Source organism: Pontibacter sp. H249 (assembly GCF_037892465.1).
GTDB lineage: Bacteria > Bacteroidota > Bacteroidia > Cytophagales > Hymenobacteraceae > Pontibacter.
This window is the reverse complement of record NZ_JBBKTR010000013.1, coordinates 78,559-99,827: the sequence shown is the minus strand read 5'-3', so window position 1 is coordinate 99,827 and position 21,269 is coordinate 78,559. Positions and strand designations below refer to the sequence as shown.

Here is a 21,269-nt window from a genome sequence, read left to right as displayed (position 1 = left end):
TAACCAGTTGATGGATTTTATACTTAGCGGCTTAATTTTCTCACCTCTGCTGGCGGCACTTGTTGTGTTGCTGATGCCTACCCGAATGCAGCAGCCTGTACGGGTTGTGGCGCTGTCGGGAACCATAGTGCAGTTGGTGTTGGCTCTGCTGTTATATTTCAGGTTTGATGGTACTGCCTTTGCCAATGGGCAAACCGGATATCAGTTTGTAGAAAAACTGAACTGGATCGGCTTTTCGCTGGGTAGCCTAGGCCGCCTGCAGATCGACTATTTTGTAGGTGTAGATGGCGTAAGTATAGGCTTGGTGCTCCTAACAGGTATTATAGGCGTTATCGGCGTTATCTCCTCCTGGACCATCACCAAAAACATAAAGGGATATTTCCTGCTCTACCTGCTGCTCATGGCGAGTGTGATGGGCTGTTTCCTGGCGCTAGACTTCTTCCTGTTTTATCTCTTCTTTGAGTTCATGCTCCTGCCAATGTACTTTCTCATTGGTATTTGGGGAGGGCCGAAGCGGGAATACGCTGCTATCAAGTTCTTTATTTATACACTGGTAGGCTCACTTTTCATACTTATTGTAATGATTGGGCTTTATACTTCTGTAATTGACCCAATGGCTACAGCAGCGCAACTAGACCTGCTCCAGAATGGCGTTGCCAGTCCGGATGCTATACTACAGGTACAGCAAATGCTGCAGCAGAATGTGATAAGTGGCTCAGATTTAGTGCGTACGTTTAGCATACCGGCTATGATGGAGCCAGCCAATTTTATACCGGGTAGTTTGCTGCATGTGCTGTCTGGTTCGGTGCTGTGGGATATGCCTTTGCGTTTTATTGCGTTCCTATTGCTGTTTGCCGGTTTCGCTATTAAGGTGCCGTCGGTGCCGGTACATACCTGGTTACCCGATGCCCACGTAGAGGCCCCAACGCCGATATCTGTTTTACTGGCGGCTATACTTCTAAAAGTGGGTGGCTATGGCTTAATCAGAATTGTTTACCCTATTTTCCCGGATGCCGGCGCATATTTCTCTGTGCTGGTGGGTGGTTTGGGTGTACTCTCGATTATTTATGGTGCGCTGTGTGCCCTCGCCATGAACGACCTGAAAAAGTTGATTGCTTACTCGTCCGTATCACACATGGGTTTTGTGCTGCTGGGGCTGGCCTCACTTACAGTAGAGGGCGTAAACGGTGCGGTTTACATGATGTTCAGCCACGGTATTATCTCAGCCATGCTATTCCTGGTGGTTGGGGTTATCTACGACCGTGCCCATGACAGAATGATCCTCAACTTCAGAGGTCTGGCTAACCGCATGCCGACTTATACTACGTTTGTAGTGATCGCTTTCTTTGCTTCGCTGGGTTTGCCGGGCTTTTCTGGGTTTATTTCGGAGTTGATGGTGTTGTTGGGAGGTTTTAGCGCACCAGATGTAACAGGTATGCTGCCGCGCTGGATGACGGTGGTGGCGGTTATTGGCCTGTTGCTGAGTGCGGCTTATTACCTGTGGGCCTTGCAGCGCATGTTCTTTGGCAAGTACTGGATATTTCCGGAGTTGCGCGAAAATGCCGTAATCTCTGACTTAACTAAACGCGAGTACCTGATGTTAGTACCGCTGGCTATACTTGCCCTGCTGTTTGGTATTTTTCCGCACCTGCTGCTCGATAAAATGGGCGTTTCGGTAACAGGTTTTACAGAACTTGTGCTACAAAACGGGCAGGAACAATTGAATATGGTTTTATCTACGATTATAAAGTAAGTGAACGAGCAGGCGGCTATTTTATCAGATAAAATCAATGCCATACTTGCAGGGGCAGGCTCACTGCTGCCTGAGTTGCTGCTGGCGTTTTTCTTCCTGCTGCTGGTTACACTGGACCTGTTCAAATCTAAAACTATAAAGCAGCTGCTGCCGTGGCTGGCACTTACAGGCATGTTCGCAACACTGGTTATTCAACTATTAGGTGGCTATACTTCCGGTGGCAACAACTTCCTGGATTTGCTGCAGTCTGATGGTTTGGCTCGCTTTGGAGGTATACTTTTTAGTGCGGCAGGTATCTTTACCATACTTTTATCGCTTCAAAGTAAGCCCCTCGAAAACCTGAAGCAAGGCCGAGGCGAATATTATGGGCTTATACTTATTTTGGTGCTGGGGCTCAACCTGATGGCCAAGTCTGTAAACCTGCTGATGGTTTTTCTGGCCATTGAGACTGTTTCCATCGCCTCATATATCCTTACACTTATACTTAAAGACAACCGCCGTTCTGTAGAGGCCGGCCTGAAGTATGTGCTTTACGGTGCGCTTTCGGCGGGGGTGATGGTTTATGGCATGTCGTTTTTCTACGGCTTTACCGGTACCTTAAATTATACTTCTGATAATTTCGCATTAGCACTTTTACAGGCTGATGGTTTGCTTGTTACTATTGCAGCCATACTTGTATTTGCAGGCTTCTTCTTTAAGATTTCCGCCGTACCGTTTCACTTCTGGGTGCCGGATGTGTATCGTGGAGCGCCTATGCCAGTGGTGGCATTGTTCTCTACTGGTCCTAAAATGGCAGGTGTACTGGTTATACTTCGCTTTGTAACTCCATTTGCCGATGAGTTGGCTTTCTCGGATGTGCAGCTGTTTTTGGGCATTGCAGCAATAGCAACCTTGGTAATCGGTAATCTTACTGCGCTCTGGCAGAAAACGCCTCGCAGGCTGATGGCTTTTTCCTCCGTGTCGCATGCAGGTTTTCTGCTGGCAGCTTTATTGGCTTTTGAAACCGATTACACATCAAGTATACTTTTCTACCTGGCGGTGCTGCTGTTCATGAATTTTGGTGTTTTCCTGTTCCTGCAGATCTCAGAGGATGAACTAGGGGTGGAGCAACTAGAGGATTTCAGCGGACTAGGCAGAGTGTATCCATATCTAGGTGTGATGGCTTTGCTGTACCTGCTCTCGCTTACAGGTTTGCCTCCGTTGGCTGGTTTTATGGGCAAGCTGCTCATTTTTACCAATATCTGGGAAGCTTATACTTTAAGTAATAGTTCTATGTTACTGGCTTTGCTGGTGGTGGGCGTATTGCTTACAGGTGTGGCCTTGTTCTATTATATTAAGATTCCGTTCTACCTTTTCTTTAAAAGGAATCAAAGAGAAGAAAATTTAGTTACTTCACTGTCGAATAAACTCTTGCTGGCGTTGTTTGCGCTTCCGTTGCTGGTGCTGTTCTTTAAACCGGACCTGCTCCTGCACTGGATCGACCAACTGCTGGCACAATAAAAGCATCCATGAGCGACTCTATTAAGCACGAATGCGGCATTGCCCTGATCAGGCTCAGAAAACCGATCGATTATTATGTAGAGAAGTATGGCACCCCGATGTACGGCGTTAACAAGCTGTACCTGCTGATGCAAAAACAGCATAACCGCGGGCAAGACGGTGCGGGTGTTGCCAGTATCAAAATAAACGCACTTCCTGGTATCGATTACATCAACCGTTTCCGTTCTGTTAAGACCCGCGCCATTGATAGTATTTTTGGTAAGATTGGTAAGGAATTCAGAAACCTGAAAGAAGACCATCCGGAACAGGCAGACAATACAGAATGGATTTGGGAAAATATGCCTTTTTTGGGAGATGTATACCTGGGCCACCTGCGTTACGGCACCCACGGCATCAACAGCGTAGACAATTGCCACCCGATGGTACGCGAAAACAACTGGCGTAGCCGCAGCCTGGCTGTAGCCGGTAACTTTAACATGACCAACGTGGATGAGCAGTTCCAGAAACTACTGGAGCTTGGCCAGCACCCAAAGCATAAATCCGATACCATTACAGTACTGGAGAAAATAGGCCACTTCCTGGACGAAGAGAACCAGATGCTGTTCGATGAGTTTAAGAAAGGCGACTACACCAACAAGGAAATAACCAACCTGATAGAGCAGCACCTGAACCTGCAGCGTGTACTAAAGCGTGCCTGTAAAGATTTTGACGGTGGTTACGCCATGGCTGGCCTTACCGGCTACGGTGCCTCTTTTGTGGTGCGTGATCCTAATGGTATTCGTCCTGCTTACTATTATGCAGACGACGAGGTGGTGGTAATTGCTTCTGAAAAGCCAGCTATCAAAACTGCTTTCGATATTGATTACAACCAGATAAAAGAAATAACGCCAGGGCACGCACTAATTGTTGACAAAGCAGGTAATCCGGAACTGAAGGAGATCATGCCGCAGGGCGAGAAAATGTCGTGTAGCTTTGAGCGCATTTACTTCTCCAGGGGCAATGACCCGGAGATCTATAACGAACGCCTTAACATGGGCCGCTTACTGTGCAAGCAGATATTGGAGGCAGTGGATTATAACCTGAAGGATACAGTATTTTCTTACATCCCGAATACTGCCGAAACCTCTTGGTTAGGTATGATGAAAGGGATTGAAGATTACCTGCGTACTTACCGCAAAAAAGCTATCCTTAATAACCAGCTGACAGAAGAAGAGCTGGATGAAATTCTGCAGTACAAGCCACGTGCGCACAAGTTGGTTATAAAAGATGCCAAGCTGCGCACCTTCATTACCGACAACAGCAGCCGCGACGACCTGGTTACGCACGTGTACGACACCACTTACGAGGTTATCAAAAAGAAAATTGATACGCTGGTGGTATTAGATGACTCTATTGTACGCGGTACTACACTGGAGAAAAGCATTATTAAAATGCTGGATAAGCTGGAGCCGAAGAAAATCATTATTGTATCCTGCGCCCCTCAAATCCGCTACCCGGATTGCTACGGCATTGATATGTCGAGGGTAAAAGAGTTTGTAGCTTTCAGAGCGATGCTTGGCTTACTGGACGACAGAGGCAAGAGCTGCATGGTGCAGGAAGTATATCAGAAATGTGTGGAAGCACAGGGTACTCCTGTTTTTAAAGAGAAAAACTTTGTGCAGGAGTTATTCGATCAGTTTACAGCCGACGAGATATCTGAGAAGGTATCGCAAATTGTAAAGGCACCGGGTATTAATGCTGAGGTACAGGTTATCTATCAAACTATAGAAGACCTGCACCTGGCTTGCCCGAACCACAAAGGCGACTGGTATTTTACCGGCAATTACCCTACACCGGGTGGTACAGGTGTAGTAAACCGTGCCTTTATGAACTTTGTAGAAAACAAGGTAGGAAGAGCTTACTAAGCTACCTTTCCTGCAATTCATACTCCAGAACCTCCGGAACACATGATCTGGAGGTTCTGTTTTTATACTTTTAGATATAAGAAGCCATGCAGCACTTCTGGGAGATACTTTTCACTGTTATTCCAATTATCCTGTTCTTATACTTGTCGCTTACCATGCTGGGCGTGATAAAGTATAACAGTCAAACAGCCTTTCTGCAGAATGCCTCTACCACTACAAAAATTGCTGTATACGGTGGCACGATTGCTTTTATTGTAATGGCTATAAAGGAGCTGCTGTAGCAGGGGTTAAGGCTGCGTTTCTTTTGCTTGTTTGTACTTCGTAGCAATTTCAGTGGGCTCTACATCCTCGTCGTGGTAATCAGAGTACGCTTTTGTCACCTCGGCCCCCAACATTAAGATAACGGCAGAGTAAAACACCCAGAGCAGTAGCACCACCAATGAGCCAGCTGTGGCGTAAATGCCCGTTATTTTGATGTTATCAAGTATAAGATTGATAATTTCCTTACCTATCAGAAAAAGTGCCGAAGTAATTATGCCACCGGCCAGTGCATTCTTCCAACCTACCTTGGCGTCGGGCAAAAACTTGTGTACTGCTGAAAAAAAAGCCAGCATCATGGCAACGTTAAATACGGTGTTTATGGTGCGTAGGGCAGGGCTAAGATGCTCCTCGAACAGCGCCCTTAGTTCATCGGTAAAATCATTTAACAGCACATCTAATAAAATGCTGGATAAAAAGAAAAAGCCCAGGCTGGCAACCAGTACCAAAGTAATAACCCGGTGCTTGAGCAGCTTAAGATAGTTTACTTCTGTTTTTACCCGTACCTGCCACACCGAGTTCAGGGCTTTTTGGGTGATAAAGAAAATGATTGTAGCGCTTTTTATAACCACAGCCAGGCCCACTACAATACCCCAGAAACTTAAAGGAACTTCGCTGACATTGCTCTGCACTTCATCTACCTGTTCTGCCGCTTCTTTTGTAATCAGAGACTCTATATGTTGCACTACCGCTTGCCGCACCTCACTTTCCGGAAAGAAGATGTTGCCCAAAAAAGTGAGAAAGATAAGAATGGCAGGTAGAGAAAAGATTGTAAAGAATGCAATAGCCGCACTGTAAACGATAGGCTCGTCTCTCTGAAAGTTCTTCTTGGAGTCTTTCAGTATTTGCCAGCTTGCTTTCAGAAATCTTTTCAATGATATGATTAGCTATTAAAGTTTACCTAATAACGAGCGGGTGCCCTAGATGTTTATTCTATAAAGTATAAACAGATCAGATTCATTCTCCCGTTAGGTAAGGGCTTTATGAGGCATACTTTTTTTATGGAACAAAGCTGCCAGAAATCGTAACAAATAGAGTTATGTTTGGCATTAATGATCTTCCGAAGTTTTTCCTGGCCTTCTTTCTGGTACTACCGGCTATATCTTTCCTGCATGAGGCCGGCCATGTGTTCTTTGCCTGGCTAATGGGCGCGAAAAACATCAAAGTAACCATTGGTAGCGGAAGCGTGCTTTTTAAAGCAGGTATTCTTGAGATAAGGAAATACTACTTCTGGTATGGCCAGTGCTCCTTTGATAACCTGAAGCGAAATAAGCGTTTGGCTAACCTGCTGATATTTTCTGGAGGGGTTTTGTTTAATGCAGCTGCTGCTGTTGCCGTGATGTATATGGTAGAAGAAGATATGGTGGAGGCAGGGTTGCTTACTTATCAGTTTACATACTTTTCCATGTACTACATTTTCTTTGCCTTGTTGCCGATGCCTTACCCGGATGGTAGCTACAGCGACGGCAAAGTTATACTTGACCTGATCCAAAACAAGCAACACATCAGGGACAATATTTACCGCATAACGTGGGATAAGGAGAAGCAGCAGTGGCAGTTACTAGACCATTACAAAACCGTAATAGAGACATTTAGAAGCGAAGAGGAAGCAATAGCAAGAGCACATGAACTGGCGCAAAGTAACCGCCCAAGTCGTTTAGTTAACACGAAAAGCGGGGAGGAGGTAGAAGTGTGCAATTACCCGAGAGTGCCGCTATAAAGAGTCATACCGCTGTCAACATCCGCTTGCTGATGCTCTCTGATCAGTTTAATATCATCCTTTATACATCTACCAGCAGTAGGCTACGTAGTAAGAACCATCTTACATCTCTAATGATTCTATGATTACAGCAATAGTTAGTTTTTTGGTAATGCTAAACCCCTTCGCGCTCTTCCTGTACTTAAAACCTGTTATGAGCGACCTTTCTGATGAGGATTTCAGATCTGTATTCATCAAAGCGAGCAGTATTTCTTTCGGTATTTACCTTGCTTTTTTGCTCCTGGGCGATCTTTTGTTTCAGAAAGTGTTTCGCATAAATTTTGAGTCATTCAGGATATTTGGGGGGATTGTGCTGTTTTCTTTTGCGTACATTTTTATTGTGCAGGGCAAAAAGGCCTTTATTCAGATAAAAGGAGATCTGCATGATCTTGCTTCTGAGATTGCATTGCCTTTTATGGTGGGAGCCGGTACCATCTCGCTAACTGTGCTGATGTCGGAGCAGTTGGTGTTGTGGCAAGGTATACTTTCATTGGTTATTATCATGGCGATCAACTTTGCTATTATCATGGGACTAAAGAATGTGCGCCGTGGCATGCGCTCCAGAAAAGTACAGGTTGCTTTTGATAAAAACATGGAGATACTACTGCGCATCAATGGCTTCTTTCTGGGTGCTATAGGCATAGATATGGTGGTAACAGGCGTCCGAAACCTAGTTAGGGCAGGCTTAGTATAGTTTTTGCCTCCTGTAACCGCTATACTTTATTTGATCACTTCTTCAGAGTAAACCAGCCACAGCGGCACGTTAATATCTGTATTGTACATTTCGGTAGGCACACTGCCCAAGCTTAAAGATGGTAATGGATTGTTTCCCTTCAGCCCAAGTACCAGCAGGTTATGGAGGCCTTTTTCGAGGTGCAGGGTAATGCGTTCGGCTATACTTTTATTGGCGGCCCTTACCAACGTATAAGGCACACCGGCAATTTCCTGGTGCCGTTTTTGTAGGTCAGCAAATTTACTTTTTACAACTTCCTCGGCTTTTCTAACAGCTTTCTCTTCTGATATCAGCGGGAAAAACTGAGATGGCAAACGGTACACATGCATAATTTCGAGCTGCAGCCCCAACTGGTCTGAGAGGTTTTTGCTTAGCCGGAGCGCGTGCACCGAGGTATCGGAGAAATCTATCGGCACCAGTACTTTCTGGATGTTGAAACTGGCGGTTTCGGGCAACACCAACACACTGCACGGAAGTATACGCAGCAGTTTAGTACCTAATGAGCCTGTACTTTTAGTGCTCATTTTCTTACCTAGCAGCGTTAACTTAATGTTGTAGCGTTTAACGAGGTCGGCAAGTATAACTTCTGTGTTGGGCTCTTCGCTTACCAGCACCTCATAATCGCAGGTATTGGCAAAATGTTCGCCTACAATATCGTTAATGTTGCCTTCTACTTCCTGGGCCAGGTCTACGTCGCCAAACATCTCCCGGAAATCATCGCCTAGCTCATACAGCTTAATATTATGTACAAAGTATACTTTCCCCACCTGCATACGCTCGCAAATGGACCTGGAGAATGCAACCAGTTTCTCGTCTATGTCGCTTAGGTCTAAGCAGACCATCATGGCATCTATTTTAATCATGGCCTATCAGGGTTTGAAGGAGTTATGGGATTGGATTTTTGAGTAGTTTCCTGCTTCTGGGCTCGTTTGGTCAGCATTTCTGCTACCAGCTGTTGGTACGCTTTGCGTTCTTGTGCCTTGCCGAGTTTGGTTTCTTCTTCTGCCTCTTCGCTTAAGCCACGGTAGAGACTGTAGCACATCAGTAAAAGTATAATAGCAAAAGGCAAACCTGTTATAATAACAGCAGTCTGTAGTGCCTGCAGGCCGCCACCAAGTAATAGTACTGCCGCAATTGCCCCACCAGCCAGTGCCCAGAAAACCCGTATCGCCACCGAAGGGTCTGGTTTGCCCCCAGAGGTAAGGCTAACCACAACCAAGGAGCCGGAGTCGGAGGAGGTGACGAAGAAACCCGCCACAAGTATAATTCCTACCACTGAAAGCGCTGTTGAGAAGGGCAGTTGCTCAAAGAACACAAACAAAGCCGTGGACATATCAGCTGCTACTGCATCAGCAATAGTTAGGTCACCGCCCAAAGTTTCGCGGAGGGCCGTGCTGCCAAAAGCCGTCATCCACAGAAAAGAGAGTAGAGAAGGGGCAATGAGCACGCCAAGTATAAACTCCTTTATGGTTCTTCCTTTGGATACCCGCGCAATAAAGATTCCTACAAACGGTGCCCACGATATCCACCAGGCCCAGTAAAACACCGTCCAACCGCCCTGCCAGTTCCTGTTTGAGTAAGCCTCGTTCCAGAAAGAGAGCTGCATAAAGTTACCAATGTAAGAGCCGGTGTTCTGCACATAAGAGCCAAGTATAAAAACAGTGGGACCTAGCACGAGTACTGCCACAAGTATAAACAAAGCAATACGGATGTTCCACTCACTTAGAATACGCACGCCTTTATCTACTCCGGTTACTACAGAAATAGTGGCAATGCCTGTGATAACGCCTATAAGTATGATTTGGGTGGTTACATTGTTTACAATGGCAGGAAACACATGGTTTAATCCGGCTGCTACCTGCTGCACACCCAAACCTAATGAAGTAGCTAAACCAAAAAGTGTAGCAATTACCGCTAGTATATCAATCACATGGCCTGCAATACCATGAATACGCTCACCTAGGAATGGGTAAAAAGCAGAGCGAACAGTAAGGGGTAACTGCCGGTTATAAGTAAAGTATGCCAAGGCTAAAGCTACCAGCGCATAAATTGCCCAGGCATGCAGCCCCCAGTGCAGAAAAGTATAATTCATGGCCTGCCTAGCAGCTGCAGGTGTGCCTGGCTCGCCCAACGGAGGCGTCTGGAAGTGGTTAACAGGCTCGGCGATGCTCCAGAAAAGCAATCCGATACCCATACCAGCGCTGAAAAGCATGGCAAACCAGGCTGAGGTGCTAAACTCTGGCTTTGCATCTTTCCCGCCTAACCTTATTTTGCCAAAACGGCTGAAGGCCATAAACAGGCAGTAGACTACAAAGATGTTTACGCTAAGTATAAATAGCCAGCCCATGTTTGATGTAACCGCTGTTTGCGTAGCGCTAAAGAACTCCTCTGCATCTTTCCTGAAAATAAGTACCAGTGCGATACTGATCACCAGGAACACAATGGAGGACCAAAACACAGGTCCGTTTACATCTAATCCGAAAGATCTTTTTGATATACTTCTTACTTTGCTCATTTAGTATAATTTGTTGGCTTAGAAATAGTATCCCATGTTTACATTAAAGCGCATGTGCCATTTAGTATCTCCGGGTGTGCCGGTGGTAAAAGCATTTGTCCATTCGGGGCCCAGCCAGGGGTGGTTATAGCCAAATGCAGCATCGGAGTAGATGTACATGGGGCCAGCCGTAAAGAGTGCGCCAAGCACATTCATATGCGAGTTTTCGTAGCCGTTTACTCGTTTATTGTAATAGCCATAGTTATTGTAAATATCAACCCCCTGCAGTAGACGGGTGTTTACTGGTATATGGTAGGATACACCTAAAGTATAAATCTCGCCTTTATTTGCTACGTTGTAGTTGGCTCCGTAGGCTCCCATCTCTATAAAATCCAGATCATTGGCAGCAGCATACTTCGGGTTAAAGCGGTAAAGCAGTGCCTGTAGTTTTACATTCCAGGGGCTGTGGTTGGTTTTATACTCGTAGTGTATTGCGCCGGCGTGGCGTGTGCCGTTTTGTTCTGTGTCGAGGTTGTAGAGCAGGCCGCCTTGTAGCGAGAAACCCAACTCATGAGCCAGGCTATCCCCTAAACGCCGTACCAGTTTAAAGTCCAATTGGTTGTTTTCTTTGTTGCGGCCGGTTACGTCGTAAGAGTAACGGTTGGGGCTTGGTTCTGTTGAACTGAATACAAAATCCTCTGCACTTTTATAATAAGCTGCCTGCCATTGCCACCTGCCTGAGTTGTGGATATACTTTATACCCATGTCGTGGTCATCCTCAAAGCCTACATAATAGGTCATGTTAAAAAACCAGTTGTTGGAGTTGTACTGCTGAATACCGAAGGGTACCTGGTTAAGTCCTACCTGTATCTGCGATTGGTCTGAAAAGTCATATTGGAACCAACCCTGCTTCAGAAAGTTTCCGCCAAAAGCCTCAGAATAAAAGCGGTATTCAGCGTTTAGTTTAATGCCTTTGTACGCTGCCTCTGCGTTAATGCGAAACAGGTCAAAACCAAAATCACCGCCTCGCTCCAGTTGGTCCTCTTTCCAGGTTGATAAGTTATAGTTGAAACGAACTGCGCCACCTAACTTTAAAATGGGTTTATCTTCGGGCTTGTCTTCTGGGTACTGCGCCCAACTTACGGTACTGCTCAAAAACAAGAGACCAAACAAAATTAGGCGATAGTATAAAGCTACTCTCAATAGTGTAAAACAAAATAGATTAACAGTGTACTTACATAATTGACGGAGAGCATAACGGAAGGTTACTGTACCGGGGCAAAAGCTGCTTAAATAGCACTAATGACTACAAAGTGAGTGTTTGGCGAACTTATTTGCAGCAGGAAAACTTTAGTTTAGGAAGACATCTTAGGTTTCTGATTTATACTTTAGTATTTTACTTTTTAGGTATAAAAAGTCAGAAGTGTATTATATTAGCTTCTATATATGAGTATAGTCGAAAGTTTCGGAGCAGCGACAAGTGAAGTCCTGAAGAATGATTATGTAGTGGTGCGTTATTGCGAAGCAGATTCACTATTAATAGTCGACTGGCAAAGGCAGGTAGAAATAGAGGAGCGTAAAAAGGTTTTCTTGTGGGGAAATCAATTCTCGACCGATAATCATATTAAGAATTGGTTTATCAATGACGAGGAAATATATATTATTACCCCTGAAGAAAGAAAATGGATAAGTAATACCTGGATAAAATTGGTTGCTGAAGCCGGTGTTCGTAAAGTAGCAGTGTATGTACCAGAGTATTTTTATAATACGCTCCTAACCTTAACAGATTTTACTCAAGAAGCTCAAGATGTTTACAAACAACTGGGCGTTACAGAGCACGAAGTGTTCACGGATTATAATATGGCACTAACCTGGCTAAGATCTGCACAGGAAGTATAAGCAAAAGCACGGCAGCGCGTTTCTATTTACTTCAATATCAAATAATCAAAACTATTTATTTTAAGGTGTCTAATGTGAAGCTTTTGGCTTTATATACTTTAAAAGAGCCACCATCAAAGTAGCATCTCAGCTTCCTTCTGTGAGGTGTATTATCATTAAAATTGTTTGCTAAGATTACCAATTTAACCTGTTGCCAACTTACCTTTGTAGCGATTATGTCAGGTTGATAAGTAGCGGAACAATTCTTCTTTTCTATGCAGCAATGTCTGGTAAATAGCTATTCCGAAATTTATAGATCTGACTTTAACTTTTTAGCTGTTTATCATTGAAACACTATTACAATTTTCGATTTATACTTTGTGTTTTCCTGTCGGTTTTCTGTTTAGCAGCTAGTGCGCAGCAACAAAAGCAGGAAGCTGTTGCAGAGCCTCTGCCATTCTCTATCAACAATACCAATATTACCGTTTGGAACGGGGAAAAGTATGTTCCTCTCTTTATAAAGGGAGTTAATATGGGCATTGCAAAACCAGGTACATTTCCGGGAGAGCTTGCTGCAAGCAGAGCCGATTATGGCAGGTGGTTTAAATTAATCCGTGATGCCGGATTTAACACGATCAGGCTATATACGTTGCACTACCCACATTTTTATGAGGTGCTCGACTCGTTTAACGTAGCTAATCCACAGCACCCGCTGCTTTTCTTCCAAGGAGTATGGCTGGAGGAAGAGGTGCCCGGCTATAACGAAGACCTTTACACCCTCTCTTCATACTTTGAGAAGGAAATAGCAGAGAACGTAGACGCTGTGCATGGTAACCGAACAATTGCAAGCAGACTTGGCAAAGCCCATGGCGTGTACAATAGGGATGCCTCAAGATGGTTGATCGGGTATATTATCGGGCGTGAAATCCATCCGCCTGAAGTAGTGCATACCAACGAAATACACTCAGGTGATACCTCATACAAAGGGCGCTATTTTTCCATCGAAAATGTAAATGCCGCCGAAAGCTGGGCAGTAAAGCATATTGATTACTTAGCTACCAGAGAAATGGATCTGTACAAGACACAGCGTCCAATCAGCTTCTCAAGTTGGCCCACCCTAGACCCTTTAGAACATGCCGCCGATGGTAATCTTTATGAGGATATGGTTACCATTGATCTTGCCACAATAAATATGGCAAAGGCGCAGGCCGGATACTTTGCAAGCTACCATGCCTATCCGTATTACCCAGACTTTATAAGCCGTGACCCAGCGTATCTGGGGTATTCGGACTACTTAGGACAGAATAGCTATTTGGGTTATCTAACGGCGTTAAAGAAGCATTACAGCAAGATGCCGCTCATTATTGGTGAGTTTGGCGCGCCTTCTAGTTGGGGAGTGGCTCATTATGCACATAGCGGCATCCACCACGGAGGCATGGACGAAGAAACACAAGGTAAAAACAACCTGCGTATGCTGCAGAACATCGACGCTGCCGGAGGCGGCGGAGGTATACAGTTTGCCCTGATGGATGAGTGGTTTAAACGCACCTGGATTACTGACCCAATGGACTATAACCCAGACAAGCGTGTATTATGGCATAACGTAACAGCAGCTGAACAGAATTTTGGTTTGATCGGCTTTAAGAAGAAAGGAGCAGCCACTCAACCATGGGAGCAGTTTTGTGCTGATTGTCCTGTAAGTGCTGTTGAAGCAGGAGCTGATTTCACTTATTTAAACTTTAAATTGCATATCCAGAAACCGCTGGGCGTAAACGATACCCTCTGGTTAGCACTGGATACATACGATGCAGGTCTGGGAGAGACATTGCTGCCAAACGGTAAACGCGTTGACAGTAGAGCTGAGTTTGCCCTTATGATTACCAATTACAAGGCTGAGCTGTATGTAACAGAGGCGTATGATATATATGGCAACTGGCACGGCGTCACCACTCCTAAACAGTTATTTAAGTCTGTAGCCACAAATGGTGCCCCTTGGAAGCTGGTGCGCTGGCGCAATAACAACAACGACCAGGAGGTACAGTACATTGGCAGCCTTCGCGTTAATAGATTGGGGTTACCACCTACTTCTATGGATGCAGTAACACTTCGCGATAGATCTATTGAAATCAAGTTGCCTTGGACGCTTCTGAACTTCGTGGATCCAAGCTCTGCTTCTGTGATGCATAATGAAAGCGGTAAACCAGAAAGAGGAGAAAGAGTGTCTGACGGTATAGCATTAGCGATATTCCATGAAGGGAAAAGCTTTACTACTGCATCTCGCTTTAAGTGGGAAAACTGGACAAACACACGGGAAGCTGTAGAATATAACAAAGCCTCTTATGAGTTGGCAAAGCAATACATGAGCACACTACCGGGAAACCCTGTGGCAATACAAGATAACTACACGGTGCAACATGGCCAGTTAAACGAGATCAAGATAAGAGATGGAGTGCTAAAGAACGATTTATCGTTGGATGGCAATAACATGGAGGCTGTACTGCACACTGGCCCTGAGCACGGGCAGCTTATCTTAAACAGAGATGGTAGCTTTCTATACCTTCCGGAAGAAGGTAAAACCGGTGCAGTTTCATTTTCTTACAGAGTAATTGCTGGCCCTCATAAATCAGAACCTGTAAGCGTACAGCTGATGATTGAGGGAACTCCCGCAGGAGATGGCTTCGCAATACTTTACCCAAATCCGACCTCCCAAGAGGTAAACATAAGCTCGAAGGCTGTAATTGATAGGGTAGAGGTTTATAATATTTTAGGTGTGTTGCTGCTGGATCGTTCTGTAAACGCAAAAGAAGTACAATTCTCGCTGGGCAATCTGCCGCCTGGTATGTATGTAGTTAGAATGTACTCTGGGAGAGAAAGCCTTACAAGGAAAGTACAGCTAGTCAGATAGCAGGCATTAAATAAAAAAGCCTTGCAGATGAATTTCTGCAAGGCTTTTTACTTGGTGTTTTATAACGTTACTTTTTGGACTGCGGCTTCGGAACCGGGAAGCCACGATCACGCATCAGTGCATCAATCTTGGCATCGCGGCCACGGAACTTACGGTAAGCATCAGCTGGGTCCATAGAGTTGCGTGGGGCAAACAAGTATTTTACCAATCTGGCTGCTACCTCTGCATCGTAAAATTCGCCTGGAGCTTCTGCAAACGCTTCGGCTGCGTCAGAGGTTAATACATCTGCCCACAGGTATCCGTAGTAGCCGGTTGCATAGCCCTCGCCGCTGAATACGTGCCCGAAGTGCGGCGAACGGTGACGCATCACAATTTCCTTCGGCATGCCCAGTTTATTCAATGTCTCGCGCTCAAATTTATCAGGGTCTAGATTCTCTGGGTCAGCCATGTGGAAGTACATATCCATTAAAGCAGAAGCCAGGAACTCGGTAGTGGCAAAGCCTTGGTTAAAAGTAGAGGCCTTCTCGATTTTAGCTACTAACTCCTTCGGCATTGGCTCACCAGTTTTGTAGTGCTTCAGGAATTGGTTAATCACCTTGTCAGTAGACAACCAGCGCTCCAGTAACTGTGACTGGAATTCTGTATAGTCGCGCACACCGCTGTTTAAGGTCGGGTATTTTACGTTAGAAGCCAAGAAGTGGAGCGCGTGTCCGAACTCGTGGAAAAATGTTTCCGCATCATCCCAGGATACCAGCACAGGCTCGCCTGGCGCAGGCTTCACAAAGTTTGAGTTATTAGATGAAAGTACAGTTTTCTTACCATCAAAAGTGGTGTGGGCACGGTACGTTGTAGCCCACGCACCAGAACGCTTGCCTTGGCGTGCAAACGGATCCAGGTACCAAAGGCCGATGTGCTGGCCAGTTGTCTTGTCGGTTACTTCCCATACTTTCACATCCTCATGGAAAACAGGTACAGAGCCTTCTGGTACCGGCGTAAACTTAAAGTTGAACAGTTCACCGGCCGTAAAGAAGATCGCATCTGTCAGGTTACCAAGCTCCAAGTACTGCTTTACCTCGTCAGAGTTCAGGTCATACTTTTCCTGGCGCACTTTTTCGGCATAGTAGCGGTAATCCCATGGCTCGATAGTGATCTTGGTTTTGCTGGTTTTGTTAGCAATTTGCTGCATGTCGGCTATCTCTTCCTTGGCTCTGGCAACGGCAGCTGGCCATACAGCCTGCATCAGATCCATGGCCGCCTCCGGTGTTTTAGCCATGCGGTTTTGCAAGCGCCACTGGGCATAGTTGTCGTAACCCATCAGCTTTACACGCTCGTTGCGCAGCTTCAGTATTTTTTTAATGTTCTCGTTGTTGTCGTTCTCGTCAGCGTTATCAGCACGGGAATAGTAGTTTTTCCATACTTTCTCACGCAGCGCGCGCTCATCAGAATAAGTCAGGAACTGATCTATGCTGGAGCGCGTGTTGGTCACAGCATATTGGCCTTCTTTGCCACGGTCAGCAGCAGCTTTGGCAGCAGCCTTTACAAACGACTCCGGCAATCCGCCTAGCTGGTCTTTTGTAAAGTATACTACATAACCCTCTTCGTCAGCCAGAATGTTGTTAGAGAAATCAGTGTAAAGCGAAGAAAGCTCCTTATTGATCTCAGCATAACGTTGCTTTTTCTCCGGGCTTAGGTCAGCACCTTCCATAGCAAAGCCTTCGTACACCAGTTGCACCACACGCTGCTGGTCTTCTGGAAGCGGGTTCTTCTTAGAGTTTTCATACACTGTTTTTACACGCTGAAACAGCTTCTCGTTTTGAGAAATCTTAGAGTTGAACTCAGAGATTTTAGGAGCAAGTTCAGCCTGTACTTTTCTAAACTCTGGTGTAGACACATTGCTGCTCCAGATGCCGTAGTAAGTAAACACTCTACCTAATTCATCACCGGCTCTTTCCATCTCCTCAATGGTGTTTTCGAAAGTGGCAGGCTGCGGGTTATTGGCTATCGCGTCGATCTCGGTCAGGTTAAGGGCCATTGCCTTTTCCATAGCTGGCTTTAGCTCGGCCAAGTTCATTTTATCGAAAGCAGGCACACCTCCGTAAGGGCCGGTCCACTCTTTAAGTAGTGGGTTTGTTTCTTCTTGCTTTTGCTCAGTGGCAGCCTGAGTTTGCTGTGGCGGCTGCGTTGATGTACAACTGCCTAAGGCAAGTATAGCCACCAAGCTGCTAGCTGTTATAATTTTCTTTTGCATAAAATGTATAGTTAAACTGTGCTCTTGGGAGAGCCTTCAGGAAAATTTAATCACAATATACAAAAAAGAAGCCATTTTTCTCGTTTCAGCCTGGCTGGCCTGTAAACCAAACCATAGTTTATATGTTTATTTAAAATAAGATTTATTTGGTATTCAGGCGGTTGTGAACAGGTTCAGGCTTGGCCTCAGAGAAAGCAATTGTATAAATTTAGAAATCTGAAACTTGGAAATTACGTAGAATATATTGTACCTTAAAAATTTAGCCATGCATACTACTGTGTTCAATTTCGGAGAGGGTAGTCTGTTTATTAATAGCAGGCGCCCGGTAAAGCAAGAGATTAAAGATAGGCTGATGTGGCAGGCTATGCGGGTGGCAAAAACAGGTAGGCAGATATTTAAAGATGGACTGATTATCTACACACCGCTTCCGTCTTACTTAGATAAGCCTACTGTACTTGAAGTTTACTGGGATTTTCGGAGCCCTGAAGAATATTGCAGCAACTAAAATAGAACTATTGCTGTAGTTCATAACAAAGCCTGTACTTTTTGTTTTGCCTTCGTATACTATTGCATGAACCTTGAATTCTTTAACACCCATTCACATGCAGGAAGATTAGAGATAATCTGGGCGCATGGTACTTTTTTGGCCCAAAGGGGCAGGAGAGGGTACCGCATTGCACTTTACGACTTAGGAAATTTCTTTGCCGAGGTCTGGACGAACCCAGATACAGATTATATCAGTATGGTAAGAGGCTATAAGAGCAAAAAAGCGCTTGAGCCTTACCTGGCTAAAATCAGCTTAGAAAGTATGCTGGAGTGGTAGCGATTTAAAATACTTTATGCCCACTAACAAGCAAATTCTCTTATCCGCTTCTGTATAACACCCTCCTGTAAATGTACCTGAAGCAATAAATGTTTTGGGCTGATCGAGTTATGTTGCTGTTACTACCTATCTTGCTACTAAAACAGTACCCAATTTTAATTTGAAAATATGAATAATCAGAGCACCCGAAACAAGCAAGCTATACTTCACCTGTACGAAACTGTTTTACCTGCACTTGCCCAATACATCAACCAAAATATAACACCCATAACAGCCCTTTTCGATGATTTTAATCTGGAACGCCTCATGGATACCTGGACCAAAGATCCAACTGATGAGGAAGCCGATATTAGCATAGAGAATGGTAATGTGCAGCAACTGGGGCTTAAGTTACGGTTGCAGGGTTTTAAACGGGCAGGCGCGGAAGCCTTTGATCTTACAAAAGACCTTATTTTTAAACTGGAACGTAACAGCTATACCGTTGGCTCAAAGAAAGATGCCGCCTGGCTGGAGAAAGAATACCTACAGCGCTGGGAAACTTCTGAGTATGAATTGGTGGCAACAAAATGGGCTGAAGAATTAATTGATGCCGTAACTGAACGTATAGATAATTTAGCGCAATAATCTGCCTATGAGAAGCTTGTTCTACTACCAACCTATAAAGTATACTCTTTTAATACTGCTTGTGCTGCTCTTGAGTGGTGGTAATGCTTGCCAGGCGCAGGTAGAGCAGAAGCAACAGACCGGGTACACCACCAAAACACCAAGTGCAGGTGGTACCGGCAAAGTATACATGGGCCGCGAAATTGCCCGGGTTATTGGTACAGGTGGTGGCGCATGGCTGAGCAGAAATACCCGACAGGAAGAAGAAAACTCTCTTGTGGCAATTGATAGTATGGAGCTAAACCCCGGAAGCGTGGTGGCAGACATTGGGGCAGGTACCGGATTCTATACTTTTAAAGTGGCAGAGCGCGTGCCAAAAGGCAAAGTATACGCTGTAGAATTACAGGATGCCTTTGTTGCTACTTTAAAAAAGCGGAAAAAGGAACTTGGCTTTGAAAATGTAGAGGTGGTAAAAAGCAGCACCCAAAGTATAAACTTACCAGCTGCCTCCCTGGATTTAGCTTTTATGGTAGATGTATACCATGAACTGGAGTGCCCACAGGAAATGCTGCAGGATATTTATAAAGCTTTAAAGCCTGGCGGTAAGCTGCTCTTGATGGAGTATCGTGCCGAAGATCCCGATGTAAATATCAGGGAACTGCATAAAATGACCGTTGCTCAAGTTAGAAAAGAGCTTGAGTCTAATGGTTTTAAATTATACAAACAGGTAGATGTGTTGCCCATACAGCACTTTCTAGTTTTTGAAAAGGCCGAGTAAGAGCGGGTAAGTTTGCAAAGCCATACTTTACTCCCGGATTATCTTCAATGTTTGTGTCTCTAGTTCAGTACTGATTGTAAGAAAGTATAAACCTGATGGCACATTTACATCTGGAAGTATAAGATCATTTTCTCCCACGCTCAGTTCCAGTTCTTTTTTGTAAACCACCTCTCCCTGCACATTACTTAAAGCTAAAGAGGCTTTCAAGTTATGCACTAAACTAATTTGTACCTGAAGCCGGTTTTTAAATGGGTTCGGAAAAGCCTTTGCCTGCATTGTTTCTGGCATTTTACTAGGATACACTGCCTTTGTAGCACTTCGTGTGGCGTCTCCGGAGTAGTCTACCTGCGTAATTCTGTAGTACACAACCTCTGCATTGTAGCGCGAAATAGCTTTATCTACAAAAGTATATTTGTTCTGTAAATGGGTTGTTCCGCTTCCGGCAACTGTACCGATTGCTATGTACTCCTTACCGGTTGTACTGGCCTCTACAATAAAATAGTCGTTATCTGTTTCCGATGCTGTTACCCATTGTACCAGTGCGTTATTTTTAACAATACTAGCTGTAAAGCTCATCAATTCTATCGGGAGTGGCACTACTGGAGTTCTGGCTAATACCGAACTTACCTCTTCTTCGTTATCATCATCACTAGCCAGAAATACAATTTCTCCGTTAAAGTTGGCCTTTGAGCTAGTAACGTTATTAAATTCTCCTTCCATCAGTATATGAGGTGGATTATTATTGCTCCTTACGTTGCCAAAATTGATATCTGTTACAAGGGTCTCCCTGTACAATATGTTTCCATCTCCTTCCTCTTCCGTAAATAGCACTCTAAGCGTGGCATTTGGCTCATCCAAAACAACAATCGGTCTGGTGCCATAATTTGATACTTCATACAGATCGTCCCATTTACCAGTTAATGGCCTGCGTACCAATAGTCCAATTACAGGATGGCTGGCACCGTTATTATAGCTAGTTTTAACAGCTGCATACAATGTTCCGTCACTTCCAACAGCAATATTTATGTGATCATCTGCCATGCCATTTCCAAAGTTTTGTGCAGTTTGAGAAGCAGGCGATTCGTCTGAGGACCAACCACTAATTGGATGTGCACCATCCTCTAACGTACGAAAGCCAAATAACTTAGAGTTTTGATTTGACCAAACTACGCCCATCTTTCCTGGCATAGCCGTGACGACACATATGTCATCGTTTTTTACATTAGCAGCTAAGGTAATTGGGTTACTCCAACTGTTGTAAGGAGGATCACTCCATTTAACATAGTGCTCAGAACTTCCATCATATGCTATCCACAAACGATTGTTTCCGTCCATATCTATTGTGGCTGCCTCTGCGCCATTGTGTAAACCTACAGTTCCGACTGAGGTCAATTCATACGTTTCAGTATTGTTGTTAAATGTTAGTGTAAGGAATTCTGAGGATTGACCCTGGAACAAAATCATGTAAACTTTATTACCAACAATTTTGCAATCTGCTCTGGAAGTGTTTCTAGTGGAAATCTGAGTTATATGGGTCCAGGAAGTGTTATCAAGTCTCCAAAGTTGGGTGCCG

Annotated in this window: 18 protein-coding genes; 12 read left to right on the top strand and 6 right to left on the bottom strand. The window is 44.7% G+C overall.

The genetic code is table 11. The features are described 5' to 3' along the window. Positions 1 to 10 precede the first annotated feature (10 nt). The 4 genes from WG943_RS15640 (at position 11) to WG943_RS15625 (ending at position 5,438) form a co-directional block, all read left to right on the top strand. Positions 11 to 1,753, top strand: a complete 1,743-nt coding sequence (locus WG943_RS15640) for a complex I subunit 4 family protein (RefSeq protein ID WP_340410426.1) — start codon at positions 11 to 13, stop codon at positions 1,751 to 1,753. Beyond that, the gene (locus WG943_RS15635) at positions 1,754 to 3,253 is read left to right on the top strand and encodes an NADH-quinone oxidoreductase subunit N (RefSeq protein ID WP_340410424.1); all 1,500 of its coding nucleotides are present in this window, start codon (positions 1,754 to 1,756) and stop codon (positions 3,251 to 3,253) included. Between the two features lie 8 nt (positions 3,254 to 3,261). Next, the gene (locus WG943_RS15630) at positions 3,262 to 5,157 is read left to right on the top strand and encodes an amidophosphoribosyltransferase (RefSeq protein ID WP_340410423.1); all 1,896 of its coding nucleotides are present in this window, start codon (positions 3,262 to 3,264) and stop codon (positions 5,155 to 5,157) included. A gap of 86 nt (positions 5,158 to 5,243) precedes the next feature. After that, positions 5,244 to 5,438 carry a hypothetical protein gene (locus WG943_RS15625; protein ID WP_340410422.1) on the top strand — a complete coding sequence of 65 codons (195 nt, stop codon included), beginning with the start codon at positions 5,244 to 5,246 and terminating at the stop codon, positions 5,436 to 5,438. Between the two features lie 6 nt (positions 5,439 to 5,444). On the opposite strand, the gene WG943_RS15620 is transcribed toward WG943_RS15625, so the two are convergent. Next, positions 5,445 to 6,350, bottom strand: coding sequence for a YihY/virulence factor BrkB family protein (locus tag WG943_RS15620; RefSeq protein ID WP_340410421.1), 906 nt, complete (start codon positions 6,348 to 6,350; stop codon positions 5,445 to 5,447). A gap of 164 nt (positions 6,351 to 6,514) precedes the next feature. Between WG943_RS15620 and WG943_RS15615 the strand changes: the two genes are divergently transcribed. Both WG943_RS15615 and WG943_RS15610 read left to right on the top strand, forming a co-directional pair. Beyond that, positions 6,515 to 7,195 carry a site-2 protease family protein gene (locus tag WG943_RS15615; RefSeq protein ID WP_340410419.1) on the top strand — a complete coding sequence of 227 codons (681 nt, stop codon included), beginning with the start codon at positions 6,515 to 6,517 and terminating at the stop codon, positions 7,193 to 7,195. A 121-nt stretch (positions 7,196 to 7,316) separates the two neighbouring features. Continuing rightward, positions 7,317 to 7,928 carry a MarC family protein gene (locus WG943_RS15610; protein ID WP_340410417.1) on the top strand — a complete coding sequence of 204 codons (612 nt, stop codon included), beginning with the start codon at positions 7,317 to 7,319 and terminating at the stop codon, positions 7,926 to 7,928. 26 nt (positions 7,929 to 7,954) lie between these two features. Here the strand turns inward: WG943_RS15610 and WG943_RS15605 are convergent, their stop codons facing one another. From WG943_RS15605 to WG943_RS15595, 3 genes are read right to left on the bottom strand one after another with little or no spacing between them, the layout of a single operon-like run. Next, positions 7,955 to 8,830, bottom strand: a complete 876-nt coding sequence (locus WG943_RS15605; protein ID WP_340410415.1) for a universal stress protein — start codon at positions 8,828 to 8,830, stop codon at positions 7,955 to 7,957. Next, positions 8,827 to 10,482 (bottom strand): BCCT family transporter, encoded by a 1,656-nt coding sequence (locus WG943_RS15600; RefSeq protein ID WP_340410413.1) that lies wholly within the window; start codon positions 10,480 to 10,482, stop codon positions 8,827 to 8,829. Before WG943_RS15600 ends, WG943_RS15605 begins: the two co-directional genes overlap by 4 nt. Before the next feature lie 18 nt (positions 10,483 to 10,500). Next, the gene (locus WG943_RS15595) at positions 10,501 to 11,616 is read right to left on the bottom strand and encodes a hypothetical protein (RefSeq protein WP_340410412.1); all 1,116 of its coding nucleotides are present in this window, start codon (positions 11,614 to 11,616) and stop codon (positions 10,501 to 10,503) included. A gap of 291 nt (positions 11,617 to 11,907) precedes the next feature. Between WG943_RS15595 and WG943_RS15590 the strand changes: the two genes are divergently transcribed. Together WG943_RS15590 and WG943_RS15585 are read left to right on the top strand one after the other, a co-directional pair. Beyond that, entirely contained in the window at positions 11,908 to 12,360 is a 453-nt protein-coding gene (locus WG943_RS15590; RefSeq protein ID WP_340410411.1) for a hypothetical protein, read from the top strand. 325 nt (positions 12,361 to 12,685) lie between these two features. Further along, positions 12,686 to 15,244: a T9SS type A sorting domain-containing protein gene (locus WG943_RS15585; RefSeq protein WP_340410410.1), complete on the top strand. Its 2,559-nt coding sequence runs from the start codon at positions 12,686 to 12,688 to the stop codon at positions 15,242 to 15,244. 67 nt (positions 15,245 to 15,311) lie between these two features. On the opposite strand, the gene WG943_RS15580 is transcribed toward WG943_RS15585, so the two are convergent. Further along, complete coding sequence (locus WG943_RS15580; RefSeq protein ID WP_340410409.1) at positions 15,312 to 17,492, bottom strand: M3 family metallopeptidase; 2,181 nt, start codon at positions 17,490 to 17,492, stop codon at positions 15,312 to 15,314. A 265-nt stretch (positions 17,493 to 17,757) separates the two neighbouring features. Between WG943_RS15580 and WG943_RS15575 the strand changes: the two genes are divergently transcribed. The 4 genes from WG943_RS15575 (at position 17,758) to WG943_RS15560 (ending at position 19,696) form a co-directional block, all read left to right on the top strand. After that, positions 17,758 to 17,997, top strand: a complete 240-nt coding sequence (locus WG943_RS15575) for a hypothetical protein (RefSeq protein WP_340410407.1) — start codon at positions 17,758 to 17,760, stop codon at positions 17,995 to 17,997. Between the two features lie 66 nt (positions 17,998 to 18,063). Next, complete coding sequence (locus WG943_RS15570; protein WP_340410405.1) at positions 18,064 to 18,315, top strand: hypothetical protein; 252 nt, start codon at positions 18,064 to 18,066, stop codon at positions 18,313 to 18,315. Positions 18,316 to 18,483: 168 nt separating this feature from the next. Continuing rightward, entirely contained in the window at positions 18,484 to 18,939 is a 456-nt protein-coding gene (locus tag WG943_RS15565; protein ID WP_340410403.1) for a hypothetical protein, read from the top strand. Positions 18,940 to 18,946: 7 nt separating this feature from the next. Next, a complete protein-coding gene (locus tag WG943_RS15560; RefSeq protein WP_340410401.1) occupies positions 18,947 to 19,696 on the top strand; it encodes a class I SAM-dependent methyltransferase in 750 nt (249 codons plus the stop codon). A gap of 27 nt (positions 19,697 to 19,723) precedes the next feature. Here the strand turns inward: WG943_RS15560 and WG943_RS15555 are convergent, their stop codons facing one another. Continuing rightward, positions 19,724 to 21,160, bottom strand: coding sequence for a T9SS type A sorting domain-containing protein (locus WG943_RS15555; protein WP_340410399.1), 1,437 nt, complete (start codon positions 21,158 to 21,160; stop codon positions 19,724 to 19,726). Positions 21,161 to 21,269: the final 109 nt, after the last annotated feature.